General features: G+C 58.9%; 10 protein-coding genes. 3 read left to right on the top strand and 7 right to left on the bottom strand.

The window, feature by feature from the left end; all coding sequences use genetic code 11:
* The 6 genes from VKV18_RS13750 to hpnE all read right to left on the bottom strand — a co-directional run.
* Positions 1-93 (bottom strand): DnaB-like helicase N-terminal domain-containing protein (locus VKV18_RS13750; RefSeq protein ID WP_324200300.1); only part of this gene is annotated, 93 nt, incomplete at its 3' end.
* Between the two features lie 80 nt (positions 94-173).
* Positions 174-701, bottom strand: a complete 528-nt coding sequence (rplI, locus tag VKV18_RS13745) for a 50S ribosomal protein L9 (RefSeq protein WP_324204758.1) — start codon at positions 699-701, stop codon at positions 174-176.
* Positions 702-819: 118 nt separating this feature from the next.
* The gene (locus VKV18_RS13740) at positions 820-2,286 is read right to left on the bottom strand and encodes an MlaD family protein (RefSeq protein WP_324204757.1); all 1,467 of its coding nucleotides are present in this window, start codon (positions 2,284-2,286) and stop codon (positions 820-822) included.
* A 41-nt stretch (positions 2,287-2,327) separates the two neighbouring features.
* Positions 2,328-3,095, bottom strand: a complete 768-nt coding sequence (locus tag VKV18_RS13735; protein ID WP_324204756.1) for an ABC transporter ATP-binding protein — start codon at positions 3,093-3,095, stop codon at positions 2,328-2,330.
* The gene (locus tag VKV18_RS13730; RefSeq protein ID WP_324204755.1) at positions 3,092-3,904 is read right to left on the bottom strand and encodes an ABC transporter permease; all 813 of its coding nucleotides are present in this window, start codon (positions 3,902-3,904) and stop codon (positions 3,092-3,094) included. The genes VKV18_RS13735 and VKV18_RS13730 overlap by 4 nt, the downstream gene beginning before the upstream one ends.
* A gap of 307 nt (positions 3,905-4,211) precedes the next feature.
* A complete protein-coding gene (gene hpnE, locus VKV18_RS13725) occupies positions 4,212-5,660 on the bottom strand; it encodes a hydroxysqualene dehydroxylase HpnE (RefSeq protein WP_345786423.1) in 1,449 nt (482 codons plus the stop codon).
* A 374-nt stretch (positions 5,661-6,034) separates the two neighbouring features.
* On the opposite strand from hpnE, the gene VKV18_RS13720 reads away from it, so the two are divergent.
* The 3 genes from VKV18_RS13720 (at position 6,035) to VKV18_RS13710 (ending at position 16,257) form a co-directional block, all read left to right on the top strand.
* On the top strand, positions 6,035-9,556 hold the full coding sequence (locus VKV18_RS13720; RefSeq protein WP_324204754.1) for a helicase-related protein: 3,522 nt from the start codon (positions 6,035-6,037) through the stop codon (positions 9,554-9,556).
* A 263-nt stretch (positions 9,557-9,819) separates the two neighbouring features.
* The gene (locus tag VKV18_RS13715; RefSeq protein WP_324204753.1) at positions 9,820-12,921 is read left to right on the top strand and encodes a DUF1156 domain-containing protein; all 3,102 of its coding nucleotides are present in this window, start codon (positions 9,820-9,822) and stop codon (positions 12,919-12,921) included.
* A 57-nt stretch (positions 12,922-12,978) separates the two neighbouring features.
* A complete protein-coding gene (locus VKV18_RS13710) occupies positions 12,979-16,257 on the top strand; it encodes a DUF499 domain-containing protein (protein ID WP_324204752.1) in 3,279 nt (1,092 codons plus the stop codon).
* 109 nt (positions 16,258-16,366) lie between these two features.
* On the opposite strand, the gene VKV18_RS13705 is transcribed toward VKV18_RS13710, so the two are convergent.
* Positions 16,367-18,352, bottom strand: a complete 1,986-nt coding sequence (locus tag VKV18_RS13705) for a glycoside hydrolase family 15 protein (protein WP_324204751.1) — start codon at positions 18,350-18,352, stop codon at positions 16,367-16,369.
* Positions 18,353-18,377: the final 25 nt, after the last annotated feature.

Raw genomic sequence — 18,377 nt, 5'->3', positions numbered from 1 at the left:
AGCACGTTCCACCGCACTGCGTTCCAGGAGCATAGATCCGAGAACGGCCTGTTCGGCCTCCAAATTGTTCGGAGGGATGCGGTCGAGAGTCATTTCGGAGCCTGTAGGGTTGATAAAAAGATGACAGAGGGCAAGCGGCTTACGCTCTCCCTCTGTATCTTAAAGGGTGTTAGCTAGTTTGCGGCAGCGGTTTCCGCGTTGGCTGCTTCGGCAGCGGTCGCCTGCCGCTCCTTCTCACGCTCGGCACGCTGCTCTTCGGTCAACACATAAAGAACGAACTGGGCACGCACTTCGGGGTGAAGGCGCACGCCGATCTCGTAACGCCCTGTGGTGCGGATGGGGTCTACCAAGCCGATCCGGCGCTTATCTACCGTGATGCCGAATTTTTGCTGAATGAGGTCGGCCACATCGGCCTCGGTAACGGAACCAAAGAGCCTGGTGGAGTTCGGGCTTGTTTTCACGATGATCTCAAGCTCGGCGCCGTTCAGCTTTTCGGCTTGGCGCTTGGCCTCCTCCAACGCCTGAGCACTGCGCTCCTTCTCCCGTGCGAGGCGAGCCTGATGCTGTTTCAAAGCAGCCCCGTGCGCCAGCACCGCGAGGCGCCGCGGAAACAGGTAGTTGCGTGCGTAGCCATCGGCGACGTTGACAATGTCCCCGTCTTGCCCAAGTTTCGGCACGTCTCGTGTTAAAATGACTTTCATGGAAAAATCTCTCCTCAAATTCAAGTGGAAAACCCGAATCGGTTCCGGTTCGACGATGGCAGCGATTCGGTTACGCATAGGTTGGCGGGCAGACCCATGCCTGCCCGCCGGCAACTCTTCACCGGTTCCACTCTATTCCAACGGCCGGAACCGTGCGATGGAAAATGCCTTCTGCACCGGCCCACAGCCACAGATCACTATTTACCCGATAGAGCGCCCTGGCGTCAAGCCGTGTGTGGTTAAGATCGTAAAGGTCGAAACGAAGCCCGAATGGGTTGTTGGGCATGTAATCGAACCCAACACCCAGCCGTCCGGCGTAGATGCCGTAACGCAAAAGACTGGCGTCTGTAAGGCGCTGACCCAGCTGGAGATCGAGTCGATTGGTTCCCCCTAGGTCATAGAGACCGAGGTTGAGGAGGTTACGGCGCCCCAAATTGAGAAAGCCGTTTACATCCACCCGGGTGTAGCCCGGTCGAAAGTCGCGTGTGGCGTCTATGCGCAGGCTGGTTTGAGGAAACTTTACCGCTTTGGCCTTTTTTACTTTGCCTTGCAGATTATCGAGGATATCGTTGACCTTTTGCATAGCGGCATCGGCTTTGGCCGTGGTGTCGGAGAGGTTTTGGATGGTCTGATGAATGCCGGCGGCGAGTTCGGGGTCGCCCGCTATCTGGTGAATGTCGCCCGTGATCTGGCGGATGCTGGCCAGGGTAGAGCGGGCGAGGTCTACGGTCTCTTGGAGGGAACGCTGCAGTTGGGGGCTACTGGCCTGTTCGGTTAGCTTTCTCACCACTTCACGGGCATCGTCAATGGTGTTGCCGAGCTTGGTAACAAGGTCGGTCGTTGCATCGGAGAGGGCGTTGAATTTAACTTGCCCGGTTTGAATAAACGCCTCAAGCTCTCGGCTAACATGTTGGGCGGTAACGGCAGCCTGTTGAGAAACAATGCGGAAGTTCTCCACCGTCTGTTTGAGATCGGCCTGCGTACGTGGGTCGCCAATGAGGCGGTTGGCCGAGGCCACCGTCTGGTTGGAGGTTCGAACAAGTCGGTCGGTATCGGTGATGAGGAGCTGCAGTTTATCGCTTAGTTTGCCGAGATGGCCTTGCATGGCGGTGAGGGTGCCGTTTAGATTCTGCAGCGTTTCGTCAAAATGGGGGCTGAGCGCGGCCAAGGGGCTTTGCGGGGGAGCGCCTTGTACCACAGCGGTGTTATCTTTAGGCAGGGGCGGCGCTAATGCCTGTACCCCGGGCGGAGGCACCACCTCGATCTGAGGCGTGGTAATGAGAATGCCGGAGAGAATGACAAACTGATAGTTAGAAGGAATGCTGTATTTGCGCTCTATCTCCAAAACCACCTTGGGCCGAAAGGGCACATGATGCGTATCTATCGAGATGCTTTTCACATCCCCAATAGGCACGCCCTGCATACGCACGATGGATTGAGGTGCTAACCCTAAGGTATCGTCGAAGTAGACCGTCACGAGATAGACATCGGTACGGGTATGGGCAAGATAGAGCAGCCCCAAAAAGCCAAGTGCCAGACCGATGAGGGTCAGCAACCCCACTTTTACCAACGATTTCGATTCCATTTTTATCCTCCCATAGGCCTTTGGCGGTCTTCGTTTTCCCTTCAGGATGCCCCTTGTACGCTGAGCAGAAGGTCTTTTTCGGGTGCGATAAAAGCTTGAACAACCGGGTTATCCGAGTGCCGTATCTCGTTTGGGGTGCCGATGGCGACGATACGCCCTTCATGAAGCATGGCAATGCGATTTGAAATGGTGAAGATGGAGGAGAGATGATGCGAAACCACGACAGAGGTAACTTTGCGGCGCTTGCATGTCTGCACGATAAGTTGGTCAATGGTGTGTGCCGTAATGGGGTCTAGCCCGCTAGTCGGCTCGTCGTAGAACAGAAACGATGGGCGCATGGCAAGCGCCCGTGCCAACCCCACACGCTTCTGCATCCCTCCTGAGAGCTGAGCCGGATAGAGGTTTTTCACGCTCTCCTCCAACCCAACGGCCTCCAGCAACTCTTTCACAAGGGCATCGAGGGCTTCTCGCGTGACTCTCTTTTGATGACGCACTACCCCGAAGACGATGTTGTCGTACACCGTGAGCGAGTCGAAGAGAGCCGCATACTGAAACACAAGCCCCATCTTTAATCGCACCCGGTCAAGCTCACGCTCCGGCATCTTTGTAATGTCCTCCCCATCAATAAGCACCTGCCCGCCTGTCGCCCTTCGGAGGCCCGTCATGATGCGCAGAAGGGTGGTTTTTCCGCTGCCGCTCTGCCCCATAATGGAGAGAATTTCGCCTTGAGGCACTTCGAGATGGATTTGGTCGAGAATGCGCTTTCCATCCACCTCGTAGACGAGGTCTTTTAAGATAATGGCGCTCATGGTAATTGCACACGGCCGGTAAGCAGTGGGGTAAGGAACACGTCGGCCACGAAGATGAGGAGCACGCACCAGACCACCGAGGAGGTGGTTGCACGCCCCACTCCGGTGGCTCCCCCTTGGGTGCGCAGCCCCTGTTGGCAGGCCACCAACCCCACGATGGCTCCGAAACAGACCGATTTGATAAGGCCGTTGATCAGGTCAAAGGGCTTAACATAGGTATAGATCGAGTTGATGTAGTCCACATGGGGCACGCCTCGCAGACCGGCGAACAGATAGCCTCCATAGATACCCGCCCCATCGGCGAAGATGATCAGTAGCGGCAGCATGGTGATACAAGCAAGCAAGCGTGGCAAAACCAGGTAGCGCACGGGCGAAACGGCCATAGCCCGCAAGGCGTCTACCTGTTCGGTCACCACCATGGTGCCGATTTCGGCGGCAATGGCGGCCCCCACACGCGCTGCAAAAGCCACGCTGCCAAGCACCGGCCCCAGCTCGTTAAGAAAGGCGTAGGCAATAGACCCGCCCACAAAGCCGGTATAGCCCACAGAGAGGGAGATATTGGCCACATAGTAGGCAAACACGGCACCGGTGGCCGATGAGATCACCAAGACGATCCAGATCGAGTCGGAGCCAAGCGAGGCCATCTGCACCACCAGGTCGCGCATGGCAAGCCCGCCCCCCAGCAGCGCCTGCACCGATTCGGCCGCAAGGGTGGCATTATCGCCGACAAAGGCAAGCCCTGCTTGAATCAGGGAAAGAATGCGTGGCGGTTTTTGGGTACCTTCTTCCTTCGATATCGCCCTCTGCATGACGCAAGTATACCCTGCAGGAGACGGCGCATGGCCGTTGGAATGCCATCTACCGATCTTACGGCTCAGACGACAATTTGGTGGCAAGAGAAAAATAGCCCTTCCGAAGAGACCGGTAGGAGGGGAAGCATGTTTTATTGGGCAGGCACAAGGCCTGCCCCTACAGGGGCGGGTTGGTGCATCGTGAGGGTTGTAGGGGGGTAGCCTTTGAGATTGCCCACCTATAGATCGGTTCTGTAGGGGCACGGCGTGCCGTGCCCCCTATCTTACAAGTGCCGTGCCCCCTATCTTACAAGTGCCGTGCCTCCTACCTTACCAGCCATTTGGCCAAACCCGTCTTTGGCAGGTCGGGAACCGGCACAGAGCAGGGCAAACCCTCCTGATGGCAAATAACGCGCGCGGCCAAATAACCGCTTCGGGCAGCGCCTTCCATGGTGGAGGGCCAACCGGTCTGTGTCCACTCCCCGGCGACGACCAAATTGGAAAGAGGGCTTTGCTGTGGCGGCCGCAGCGCCTCGACCCCTGGAGCCGGCGAGAGGGTGGCTTTGGGCCAACGCACCAACGTCCAATGCACAAGTTGCGCCTTCGCCACATCCGGCAGACAGGCTGTCAGTTCCTCCAACAGAAGCGCTTTCAACGGCTCCTTCTCCATGTTCTCATAGGGGTACGAGGCGCTGATCACCACGCTAAGGCAAGAGCCTTGTTTGGGGTCTTTACCGAGATTGAGGGAGCGATGGAAAATCCACTCGATGCGCCGATCCAACACGGCAACGGCCTTTGGGCAAACGAGGGGCCGGTCGAACCAAAAATGCGCCCCTAAAATGGGCGCAAGGGGGATCTGGAGCGCCCTCTGCCAGTAGGGATCGCTCTCGATCACCTCCTTGGGAAGCAGGTGTGCGAGAAGGTCGCACTGAACTGCCAAAACGTACCAGTCGGCACGCAGGCGCTCCCCATCTGCCAACACCACCTCTTCAACGCGCTTGCCCTCTACCTCCACTCTTCTAACGGTAGCCCGTGTGCGCACGCAGCCGCCTCGCCGGCGAAGGATGTCTTGTGTCGGCTCGGTGTAGAGCGAGGCGAGGGGCACTTTGGGAATGCCAAAATGGAACGCCTTCGGGTGCGCCAAAAACCCCGTCTGAAAAAGGAAGAAGGCGTACGCACAGGAGATGCGCTCTAGCTCCTCGTTGCAGGCGCTCACGAGAATGGGGCGCCAGAACCGTCGAATTGCAGCGGGGGTTTGGTGCATCGCGGTGAGCCAGGCGGCGAAGCTCTGTTGCTCCCACAACGCATGGCGCGGGTTCGCACGCATGATTTTCAGAAGGGCATAGGCGATGCCCAGCTTATCGCGCAGGGAAAGCGCACGAAACAGCAGAAAGGAGGGCAACGTGTGCAGCGGGGCCGGGAGCGGGCTGCCGCGCAGAACGGAGCGCCTTCCGTTCGGCTCTAAAAACTCCAGTGTGTCGCAGTAGTCTATCTGTTGATGCACCCCAAGGCGTTCGAGGAGATCGGCCAGGTTCGTGCAGCACCGCATGGTGCCGTGCTGGCATTCATCCACCCGTTCGCCCACGATGGGGTCTACAAAGGAGGAGGCCCTACCGCCCAACAACGGGCGTTTTTCCAACAGCAGCACGCGAAAGCCGGCATCGGCCAGCGCGACGGAGGCCGCAATGCCGGCCACCCCTCCGCCTATCACCAGAACCGATTTTGCCCGCTGCGGCACACACGCACTATCCTGCAAACGGAACCCACTCGACATTTCTCTTCCACAGGCGCAAGTGACCCTCCCCAGCTCAAGCCCAGGGGAGGAACGCGCCCTCTCCTTCTGCAGTATACCCGCCTGAGTTCGTGCTCTTGCTTAAGAGGGGGGTAACGCGAAAAATCGTCGTCCCGAACACCTTTAGCAAGAAGAAAGAGGGAGGTACCGGCGTTTCCTCATGCTGTTGATCACCCTCGTCTCCTCAATGAGCCTGCCCGTGTCTCTTTGAAGCGAACGGAGACGCCTCCCAAACCTAATCTTTGTTATAATAGATGTTAACCGTACGGCCATAACCACAAAAGGGGGCAGTTCGTGCTGTTTGATAGGGGCATCGGTATTTTAGCGTTCGTGGAGAGGGTAACAAGGAGAAAAAGGTGATTCGGCTAGAAGACCTCGCGGAGGGCAAACAGCTGCTCGGTATTTTGCCTTCTACAGCGGTTACCGTGGTCCATGTGGAGCGGATCGGGGAGGATGTGGTGAACCTCACCTATAAGGATCATGCGGGCACTTTAGGCCATCAGTTGCTCTATCGTGAAGACGAGCCGAGACTCTCTTGGGCCACGGTGGAGTCTGGGTTCGACTTTGCCTGTAACGGCCATCTGTTGCGACTCGTCGCAGAGGCCTATCGTATTCAACAGGCCTACCTCTTCGATCCGTTTTTGGCCGTTCATACGTCCAGAATAGACCCCTATCCGCACCAGATTACCGCCGTTTACGAATGTATGTTGCCCCGCCTGCCCCTACGCTTTCTTTTGGCGGACGATCCGGGAAGCGGGAAGACGATCATGACCGGGCTGCTGATCAAGGAGCTTATGATTCGAGGCGATCTGGAACGGTGCCTCATCGTCTGCCCCGGTAACCTGGCCGAGCAGTGGCAAGACGAACTGTGGGAGCGGTTTCAGCTGCGTTTTGATATTCTCACAAACGACCAGCTCAACGCCTCGCCAACCGGCAACTGGTTTGAAGAACACCCTTTGGCCATCGCACGGCTGGATAAGCTGAGCCGCGACGCAAAGCTGCACCCCAAGGTGGAAGCGGTGGATTGGGACCTGGTGGTTTGCGACGAGGCCCATAAAATGTCGGCAACCTATGCCGGCAATGAGGTGAAGTATACGAAGCGCTATCATCTGGGGCAGCGTCTTTCCCGAAGCACGCGGCATTTTCTGCTGCTCACCGCAACACCGCATAACGGCAAGGAGGCCGATTTTCAACTGTTCATGGCCTTGCTCGACGGAGATCGGTTTGAAGGAAGGCCGCGTGACGGAGTCCACACGGCGGATGTCTCCGATCTCATGCGGCGCATGATCAAAGAAGACCTGGTGACCTTTGAGGGAAAAAAGCTCTTTCCAGAACGCATCGCCCACACCGTGCATTATGAGCTTTCTGAAGAAGAGATCGCCCTCTACGAAGCGGTTACCAGTTATGTGAAAGAGGAGTTTAATCGGGCAGAAAATATCGGCAAGGAGCGGAAAGGCACGGTGGGCTTTGCCCTTACCACCTTGCAGAGACGGCTTGCGTCTTCTCCCGAAGCTATCTATCAGAGCTTAAGGCGCAGAAAAGAGCGCCTTCAAAAGCGGCTGCGCGAGGAGGAGGCCAAAAAGCGTGGGCGAGATGCGCTCATCACTCTGGGCGTGCCGCTCTTCGATGAAGAGGACTTGGAGGACCTGGAAGATGCCCCTGAGGGCGAGGCGGAGGAGCTTGTTGAGAAGATCACCGACGAGGCCACCGCAGCCCAAACCATTCAGGAGCTGAGGGATGAGATTTTCACTCTCGAACGCCTCGAAAGGCTGGCAGACGGGGTGCGTCGCAGCGGTAAAGACCGCAAGTGGGAGGAGCTGTCCTGTTTGTTGCAACAAAACTCGGAGATGTTCGATACGGCCGGTCTACGTCGTAAGTTGATCGTCTTTACGGAGCATCGCGATACCCTCAACTACCTGGCCGAGCGCGTTCGTTGCCTGTTGGGGCGCCCGGAGGCGGTGGTAACCATTCACGGAGGCATGGGGCGCGAGGATCGCAGAAACGCCCAAAAGCGCTTCACCCAGGATAAGGAGGTACTTATTCTCATCGCCACCGATGCCGCCGGCGAAGGAATCAACCTGCAACGCGCCCACCTCATGATCAACTACGATCTTCCCTGGAACCCCAATCGTCTGGAGCAGCGTTTCGGGCGTATTCACCGCATCGGACAGACCGAGGTCTGCCACTGCTGGAACCTTGTGGCCAGAGAGACGCGCGAAGGAGAGGTCTACGACCTGCTATTGAAAAAGATCGCGGAGCAGCGGCAGGCTTTGGGCGGGCGTGTGTTTGATGTGCTGGGCAAGGTGAGTTTTGAGGAGCGCCCGTTGCGCGACCTCCTCATAGAGGCGATCCGCTATGGGGATAGGCCCGAAGTGAAGGAACGGATGCAGCGCGTCGTTGATAAGGCGTTCGATACCAAAAGGCTGCTTCAGCTTCTCGATCAATCCCTCGCTCGCAATAATATGGACGCCACCAAGCTTCTGCAGGTTCGTGAGGAGATGGAGCGTGCCCAAGCCAGACGTCTGCAGCCCCATTATATCGCCAGCTTCTTCCGTGAGGCCTTTCAGCACTTGGGCGGAACCCTTTCCGAGCGGGAGTCACGCCGCTATGAGATACGCTATGTGCCGAAGGAACTGCGCGACCGTGACCGCGTCATCGGGCGAGGAAGTCCTTTGCAACAACGCTATGAGCGTGTTACCTTTGAAAAGGAGCTGGTTGCGGTGGGCGGCAAGCCTCTGGCCGAGCTGATTGTACCCGGCCATCCGCTGCTCGATGGGGTGATAGACCTCATTTTGGAGCGCTATCAGCCGCTGCTGAAAGGCGGCGGGGTTTTGGTGGATGAAACCGATCCTAGAGAGGAGCCGCGGCTTCTCTTTATGCTGCAGACCGCCCTTAAAAACGCGCGCCCCGGCCCCAACGGGTCGTTCTCGGTGGTTGCCAAACATCTGCAGTTTGTGGAGGTGGATGCGCAAGGCCACTTTCATTGGGCCGGCTATGCTCCCTATTTGGACTATCGGCCTTTGCAACCGACCGAAGCGGCACACCTTCAAACGCTGCTGCGCGAGAATGCCGAGTTTGCAAGCCTGATGCAACGGTGGCAGCCGAACGAGCTGGAACAGCAGGCCATGCAGTATGCCGTGCGTGAGCTGGTGCCCACCTATCTTCGGCAGTGCCGCGAAGCGCGAGAACGATGGATAGAGAAGGTCAGACTTGAGGTCTCCAGCCGCCTTGATAGCCAGATACGCTATTGGGATCATCGCGCGTTGGAGTTGCAACAACGGGAAGAGGCGGAGGGAACTCCTCCAACCAACTCGGTGAAGGCGCGACAACGTGCCGAGGAACTACGCGAGCGTCTGGACAGACGCATGAAGGAGCTAGATCAGGAGAGGCAGATATCGGCTATGCCGCCCAACCTGGTGGGGAGAATGCTGGTATTGCCGGCCGGGCTGCTGGCCAAATGGGGAATCGGAGGAGAGGCCGAGCCGGCGCCATTTGCGCAGGGGACGGCCGAAGTGGAACGCATCGCCATGGAGGCCGTTATGGACGTGGAACGTCGCAACGGCTACACGCCGCGGGATGTAAGCGCCCTCCGCTGCGGCTACGACATCGAGTCGGTGGCGCCAGAAAAAGGGGAGCTGCGATTTATTGAGGTAAAGGGGCGCGTGGCAGGGGCGCGCACGGTGACGATCACGCGCAACGAGATATTAACCGCCCTCAACCAACAGGAGAGTTTTATTTTGGCGCTGGTGCTGGTGGAGAACGGGACGGCGAAAGCGGTGCGCTACTGTAAGAGGCCTTTCAGCCGCGAACCGGACTTCGGCGCGGTGAGCGTTAACTACGATTTCGATCAGCTCTGGGCGCAGGCCTCGGTTCCCTAAAAGAACGCCGTCCAACGGGAGGTCCATGGAGAACCGCCGGCCTGCCGAGAGGGCTATGGCAAGGGCCCCTATCGGCGCCGTGGCGCTCCTTTTGCCTAAACAGAGGCAGGAAGTATCCTCTAGTGTGTCGAAACTTTTCCCAAATTTTCCGCTTTGTTGCGTTGTTAAAGTATTTTCTCTATATGGAAAACGCGTGAAGGAACGGGTTTGCGGAGCGGGCCGCGTTCCCTTTACCGAAAGAAAGGAGAATCGCCCTAGGAACCATGCCTAAAAAGCTTATTGAGACGACCCTACCTCTCGATAGCATCAATCGGGCGGCCGCTTATGAAAAATCGCTTCGCGTTGGGCATCCCTCTACGCTGCATCTTTGGTGGTCACGGAAGCCTTTGGTGGCCTGTCGCGCCGCCATCTTCGCCGCCCTGGTGGACGACCCTACCGATTCGGAAGCGTCGCCGGCCTATCTGCAAGAGGTAGATTCCCTGCCGATTCCCCAGATGGAGCGGCCGCATTGGGGGTCGCTTTCCCTGCCGGAGCAGCGCCTCCGCAAAGTCTTGGCTTTTTTGGAGAAGCTTGCGCAGTGGCAGAACAGCGACAATGTCGAGCTGCTGAATAAGGCCTATGCCCTGATACGGGCCTGCTGCCATGGCGAGCCGCCGGAGGTGTACGACCCCTTCTGCGGGGGCGGCTCCATTCCTCTGGAGGCGCTGCGGCTGGGCTTAAGGGCGCGCGGCAGCGATCTGAACCCGGTTCCCGTGCTCATAACCAAAGCCCTCATCGAGCTGCCGGGGCGGTACGCCCATTGGGGGCCGGTTTCGGCTTGGAAAGGGGAAGGCGGCGCCGGTAAGGAGCAGAGCCAAGGAGTGTTTGCCCTGCTAACGCAACCGGAGGCACCGCAGGCAAGGGAAAAGGCGTCGGCCGTGAACCAACGCGCTGCTGACACGGGGTTGGTGGAGGATGTGGCGGCCTACGGGCGCTGGATGCTGGAGGAGGCGAAGCGCCGGCTCGAGGCCAACTACCCCGCCGTGGAGCTGCCCGATGGGCAAAGGGCCGAGGTTGTGGCCTGGATATGGGCGCGAACCGTGCGCTGCCCTAACCCCGCCTGCGGGGTGGAGATGCCTCTTACAACGAAAGGTCAGTTGTCGAAGAAGACGGGTAGGCGGGCGTGGATCGAGGTCGCCGTGCCGGCGCAGGCCGCAAACGGGCAGGGACGACGATTGGTCTACACGGTTTACCAGGAGGGCAGAGGCGCCGGCGTTCAGGAGGAGCACGGGGCCGGTTGGCTCCGCAAGCCTTTGAAAAAGACGGTAGATAGAAACGGCGCGATCTGCATTGCCTGTGACCACAAGGTGTCTCTGCAGTATGTGCGCGCCGAGGCGCAGGCCGGGCGCATGGGAGCGCAGCTCATCGCGATGGTGGCCGGCCACCCCGCCTATCCGGGCCGAATCTATCTCTCGCCCACGGAGGCGCAGGAGCGTGCGGCGAAGGAGGTGCGTCCCCAATGGATGCCGGAAGAGACAATGAATCCAAATACCCCCACACTCATTAGCGGTAGAGGATATGGAATTCAGTATTGGCATGAGATTTTCACCCCACGTCAGTTGGCGGCGTTGACCACCTTTTGCGACCTGTTGCAAGAGGCCTATAAGCGCATCGAGCAAGAGGCCCTAAAAAAAATGGCCGATTCGCGCTGGCGCGCGGCTTCTCGATCCGAAGCCGACACGCCAGCGCGTCATGAATCGCTACCGTCAGGCTGTGCTGAAGAACCGAACTCCTTCGCAAAAGGGTATGCCGCTGCCGTGTGCACCTACCTTGCCTTTGCCGTAGATAAGCTGGCGGACCGCAACAACTCTTTATGTTCATGGGACCTGGCGCGCGAAGGCGTGAGAAACGCCTTCGCGCGCCAGGCATTACCCATGGTTTGGGATTTTGCCGAGGCGAATCCGATCGGAGATCGGTCCGGCAGCTTTGAAGGAGCTTTAGACTATGTTGTGCAAACCCTGAAAAACCTGCCCGTCCGCCCCGGCGGTGCCGCCTATCAGGCCAACGCCGTAGAGGCCGTAGCCCACGCGCAGAACGCCGTCGTTGTTACCGACCCGCCCTACTACGACAACATCAGCTACGCCGATCTCTCCGACTTTTTCTACGTGTGGTTGCGCCGCATGTTGGGCGCCCACTACCCCCAGCTGTTCCGCACCCTGCTTGTGCCCAAAGCGGAGGAGCTTGTGGCCGACCCGGCCCGCCACGGCGGCAAGGAGAAAGCCAAAGCGTTCTTTGAGCAGGGCATGCGCCGCTTTTTCACGCAGCTTAACGCCCACCCCGACTTCCCCATCGTGCTGTTCTACGCCTATAAGCAGATGGAGGAGGACGATGGAGACGAGCTAGATGGGGAAGCGGGCCACGGGAGAAGCGGCGCCGCCAACGGCAGCGCCTCCACCGGCTGGGAGACCTTTTTGCAGGGGCTGGTGGATTCGGGCTACCAGATAACGGCCACCTGGCCGATGCGCACCGAGCTAAGTAACCGAACAAACTCGTTAGAGGCAAATACCTTGGCCTCTTCCATTGTGCTCGCCTGCAGAAAGCGGCCGGCGGAGGCGCGGGTGGCCGCGCAACGGGAGTTTTTGGAGGCGCTGCGCACCGAGCTGAAAACGGCTTTGAAGGCGCTTATCGAGGGCCATATCGCGCCGGTAGACCTGGCGCAGGCGGCCATTGGGCCGGGCATGGCCATCTATTCGCGCTATCGCGAGGTGCGCGGGCTGGACGGCAGGCCCATTCGGGTGCGCGAGGCCCTGCAGCGCATCAACCAGATGCTCGACGAGGTGCTCTCCGAAACGGAGGGGCAGTACGATGCCGAAACCGGGTTCTGTTTGAAATGGTTCGATCAGTACGGCTTCACCGCGCAGCCCTACGGGCAGGCCGACGTTTTAGCCCGGGCACGAAACGTGGGCCTAAACCACCTGCAAGAGACCCAATTGGTGGAGGCGGAGGGCGGGCGCGTGCGCTTGCGCACCCGTTTCGAGTTGGTGGAGCGGACGAAGCTGTCCTCTCGCCTCTCCATCCCCCCGTCGGAGACCGTTACGGTGGGCGATGTGTCTCTGCGCAGAGAGACCGTGCAGCGTCTGCCGCTTTGGGGGCAGTTGCTGTTGCTGCTGTGGGCGCATGAGAAGGAGGGCGACGAGGGGGCGGCCAAGCTGTTGGTGACGATAGGCCGCGAGAAGAGCGATGGCCTGCGCGACCTGGCCTATGCCTGTTACAGCGCAAGCCACCGCAAACCTTGGAGCCGCGAGGCCATCATCTATAACCAACTGATTACGGCCTGGGAGAGCGTGGGGGCCAAAGCCAACAACCTCACGGGGAACCTCATCTAGACAGGTTAGGATTAAGCACAGGGAATAGAGAGCGATACGATGCTTCGGGAGGGGAAAATGGCATCGAATACCAATACAGAGAAAGTCGGCTGGGCGCTGTTGAAACTGCGTGATGGGCTGGCTCCCTATGTCGAACGCGAGCTGAAGGCCCGCTACGGCGACGAGTGGGAAGCGCATCTCGACGCCTACGACGGCCAGCAAAACCCCTTGGGCGATATATCCGTCCTGCTGGGCACGATGATAGGAGAGTGGAGTGAGGTCTTTCGGAAGGTGCTCGGCAACGCCGAGAGAAGCCTGGTGGGGGAGCTGAAAGAGTTTCGTAACCGCTGGGCACATCAGGAATCGTTCGACTACAACGATGCCTATCGTTGCCTAGACAGCGTGGAGCGTCTGTTGCGGGCCATCTCGGCAGCCGATCTTGCGGAAGAGGTGACCCGAGAAATGGCGGATTTGCGTCATAAACACGCAGAGGCGGAGAGACGAACGCAGCAGCGCCTTTTGGATGCACGCGCTTCGGCGCTGCCGGAGGGGCTTATTCCGTGGCGAATGGTGGTCTATCCTCATGCCGATGTACGGGAGGGGCGGCTGGAGGCCTCGGAGTTCGCCGCAGACCTGCACCGGGTTTTTCGAGGGGATGCCGATGCGGAGTATCAAGACCCGAAGGAGTTTTATCGGCGTACCTACATTACGGAGGGGCTTCGGCAGTTGCTTAAGGAAGCCTTAGAGCGCCTTGCCGGAGAACAACGGTCGGGCAGCCCGGTGGTGCAGCTGAAGACCAACTTCGGCGGAGGCAAGACGCACTCGATGTTGGCCCTTTACCATCTCTTTTCGGGCGAAGACCCGTCGTCGCTGCCGGGGGTGCCGGAGCTTATGCAGCAGGCGGGCGTCACGGCCCTGCCCAAGGTGCGACGGGCGGTTTTGGTGGGCACAGCCCTTTCGCCGGCCAGCCCCACTACCTACCCGGATGGCACGCAGGCAAACACCTTTTGGGGCGTCATGGCCTACCAACTGCTGGGGCGTGAGGGCTATGCGCTGGTGGAGGAGGCGGATAAGCGAGGGGTGAACCCCGGTCGGGAGCGGCTTGAGGCGCTTTTTCAGAAGGCGGCGCCCTGCCTGGTGCTGGTGGATGAGTGGGTGGCCTTCGTGCGGCAGCTCTACACCAACCCCAATCTGCCGGCAGGCACCTTCGATGCCAACATGACTTTCGCCCAGGCGCTCACCGAGGCGGTAAGCGCGGTGCCGCACGCCATGTTGGTGGTTAGCCTGCCCGAATCCGAGGCGGAGATAGGGGGTGAAGGAGGTGCAGCGGCCCTCGACCGTTTGGGGCGAATTGTGAGCCGAGTGGAATCGGTTTGGCGACCGGCCAATATGGAGGAGAGCTTCGAGATCGTGCGCCGTAGGCTCTTTGAGGAGATAACCGATCCGCAGAGGCAAGAGCAGCGCGATCTGGTTGTGCGGGCCTATGCGCAGTTTTACCGTAGAGATTCGGAGCACTTTCCGGCCGAATGTCGCACGCCCGTATATGAAGAGCGGCTGCGGCGCGCCTACCCCATCCATCCCGAGCTGTTTGAGCGGCTCTACTCGGACTGGTCTACGTTGGAGAGGTTTCAACGAACGCGAGGGGTGCTGCGGCTAATGGCCAACGTCATCTATGTGCTGTGGCAAAACAACGACACGAGCAGCCTTATTTTGCCGGGGCTGCTGCCCATCTCCGACTCTCTCGTGAGTGAGGAGTTGGCTCGCTGTCTGGAGGAGCACTGGCAACCGATTCTCGAAAGCGATGTGGACGGGCCACACGCCTGTTCCGCGGAGCTAGACCGTCAGCGCTCCGATTTTGGCAACCTCCAAGCCTGTACTCGCGTGGCACGCACTCTCTTCTTGGGTTCGGCCCCCACCTATCGCACGGCGCATAGGGGGCTTTCCAAGGAACAGATTCTTTTGGGGTGCTGCCAGCCGAAAGAGAGGATCGCGGTCTATAAAGATGCGCTTAGCCTTTTGGCGGATCGTTCGACGCATCTCTACCACGATGAGACGCGCTACTGGTATAGCGTGCAGCCCAACCTGAATCGCACGGCGGAGGACCTGGCCAACAACTATTCCGAAGAGGAGGTGTTGGATGGGATAAAGAACCTCCTAAGAGAGAAGGCGCCGAGGCCCGATCCTTTCAAGGGCATACATATCGCGCCGGTCTCCTCCAACGATATTCCGGATGAGCGCAGCGTGCGCCTGGTGATTTTAGGGCCTACGAAAGCGCACAGCCGAAAAAACATGGAGAGCGATGCCCTGAAAGAGGCCGAGAACCTGTTGCACCACCGAGGAAACACCCAACGGCGTTACAAAAACACGCTGGTTTTTTTGGCGCCCGACAGCGCCAAGCTTAGGGATTTGAAGCAGGCAGCCAGAAACTATATGGCCTGGAAACAGATCGTGGCGGAGCGGGAGAGCCGCAACCTTGATCCCATGCAGGCGCGGCAAGCTCAAGAGCAAGAGAGAAAGGCCAAGCAAACCCTCGATGAGAAACTTTTGGATGCCTACCAATGGCTGTTGACACCGAGCCAGCAGGTGAATAACCTGCCGCAGATCGAATGGCACGAGCACTCGCTAAGCGGAGGCGATGCCCTTGTGCAGCGTGCCCATAATAAGCTGATCAATGAGGAAGAGCTGGCGCAGCGACTTGCCGGAAGCGTATTGCGCGACATCCTCGATGGGAGCTACGACGTTTCTTTGTGGCAAGATCGCGATGCTATTCCGGTGCAGCAGCTTGCCGACTATTTTGCGGAGTACCTCTACCTGCCTCGCCTGCAAAGCGAAGAGGTGCTGAAAGAGGCCATCGCGGACGGCGTGCGGCAGTTGACTTGGGCTTCGGACACCTTTGCCTATGCACCGCGCTATGACGAACAGAAGCACCGTTATGAAAATCTGCGGGCTGGGGAGCATTGTGAACCGGAACTGTCCGGCTGGGTGGTTCGGCCCGAGGTGGCTCAAAGGCAGCTGGAAGAGGAGCGGAGCCAAACGGCTTCTCCGACGATCGCCGAATACCACGTTGAGATCGAATCGCGCGGTCACTTCCGCGTTCAGGAGCCTTCGAAGGCGCCTGCCATCTACAGGCGTTTTTATGGGTCGGTGCTGTTAGACCCTAGGCGACCCCTACCGGACGTTGACAAGATTAGCCGCGAGATCGTGCAGCACCTCGCCGCGGCGTCGCCGGATGTGCGGATAAAAATCCGGCTGGAGATAGAGGCCGAGTATGAAAGCGGGTTTCCTGACGACCTGAGGTCGGTAGTCATGGAGAACTGCAGAACGCTTCGCTTTGAAAATGAGAGTTTCGAGGAATAGACTGTTAAGACGATTCCGCCGGCCGCCGAGTCGGCCTATTTTAGGATGGTGCTTTAGGGGCAGGCACAAGGCCTGCCCCTAAAGGTGACGGGTGACTCCCACAGGGGCCTTAGGCGGCGACGCCGAGCCGATCCTCCCCACGTAGCAGTTGCCGATACTTGTCGCGCAGCTGGCAAACGGTGGAGATGAAGGTGGCGTGCGACCACGTGAGAGGGGAGACCGATAACGGCGCCCCGGTGAAGGGATGAATCTGTTCGGCCATAATGCCGGAGGGCAGCGCATGGCGAATGCACCACCGCAGCAGCGATTCCGCCTCTCGCAACTCCGTAATGCTTTGGGCACGCACAACGCGCCACTGGGCCAGCCATAAGGTGCACAAAAACCAAGGGTTGCCGGGAACCGTGGCGATGTCATCGGAGCAACGGTAGTAGTAGTCGCCCTCATAGCGCGCAATGCCGCCCACCTCCGTGCGAACCTGAAGCTTGGCCTCCAGCTGCTCCATCGTGGAGATAAGCCGCGGATCGTCGGGGTCTAAAAACCGGAAGAGAAATAGCCCGGCCAGGCTGGCGTCCATCGTAAGGTCGGGAACGATCTGGCCCTCCTCCACGCGAATGGTTCTTAGAAAGCGGTTTTGGTTGGCGCAGTAAAGATAGCGAAGTGCGGCCTCATGAATCTCCTCGGCGACGCGTCGGTAACGCCGTGCACGCTCCTTGTCGCCAAAGATGCCGGCAAAGCGGGAAGCGGCCAAAAGCCCGGCCCATACCGAAGCGACGGTAAAGGTGTGGATGCCGCGCCTCTCTTCCCACAAATCCCAACACATGTCGGGCAGGCCGGTGTGTGGATCGCGAAAGGCCGCCAAGAAGTCGGCTGCAGGCTGAATCATGTCGCGATACACCGTGCGCAGGTAGTCCACATCGCACAGTCGGTCGAAATGCTCGCCCAAGGCAAACAGCACCAAAGCCGTCTCGTCCTCTTGAATGGGCAGTTGCAGATGCCCCGTGCGATCGGCCCACGGATGCCAGGAGGAGCCGACGCTGCCGTCGGGGTTGTATTTGTGCCAGAAGTAGCCTTTGGGGTCAATAATCTGCGAGCAGAAGGTAAAGAAGCGACGCGTCGTTTCATGATAGCCCGCTAAGTCCATGGCGTAGGCCACCAGGGCGCCGTCTCTAGGCCACATATAGGAGTAGGAGTCTCGGCTGTATTGCAACACGTCTGAATCGTTGGCCGCGATAATGGCCCCTCGGTTGTCTATCTGCGTGCGAAGCACCAGGAGACAGCGATGGTAGAACCGCAGAATGTCGTCGGGCATCTCAAAGGGAGTGTCGCCCTTTGTCACCCAGAAGTGCCAGTAGGTGCGCACACGCTGCAGGATGGTTTCGGGGCCTATCTCCCGAATCTCGTGATCCAAACGGCTCACCTCGGCGAGGTCGCGACCGGCACATATCCAACTGTAAACCACCGCCTTGTCGGACACGCGCACCATCACACGACCAACCGAATCCACGCTGCCCTGCGCAATGGGGTTGCGCGAAAGGGAGCCGTCTTCGGCATCGCGCCAGGTGCCCTGGGCCTTGTGGTGGCCGATGATGCCTACCGCATAGCTCGAAAGCCCCCAATCTCTGCCGTTCGTGCCGCTAATGAGAAACCAATGGCGGCCCTTGTAGTGCAAAATGGCGCGGTGGATGGGGTCGTAGTAGGCTGTATCGCCCTCCCGTGAACCGCTGATGTTGAGATCATGATGCCAGAAGAGGCGCACGTCCCGTTCGCCTCCAAGCAAGTTGTGAATCTCCACCCTGCGCAGAAGGATGTCGGCGTTGCAGTCCACGCAGTCTTGGCAGATCAGGCGCAGACCCATGCCCTGATGCAGCAGGTGCACTTCCGTGACCAGAGTGTCTTCCTCGTAGCGCAGCTGGCGCTCCCAACCATCGTCACATACCCACGACATCTGTCCGTCGCACCACACCCCGAATCGGCAAGGATAGCCCATGGTGTGGTTGTATTGCCCAACATAAGGATAAAAAAGCTCCCTTAAATTGTAACGATCATCGAAAGCAACTAGCAGGTTGCCATTGCAGATCGGTATGTCACGTGGCATTATTTACACTCCGTTGCGCTTTTCT

Origin of the sequence: Chthonomonas sp. (assembly GCF_035294505.1) — a bacterium.
GTDB lineage: Bacteria > Armatimonadota > Chthonomonadetes > Chthonomonadales > Chthonomonadaceae > Chthonomonas.
The sequence above is the reverse complement of the archived record's forward strand: the minus strand, read 5'-3'. Positions and strand labels throughout refer to the sequence as shown.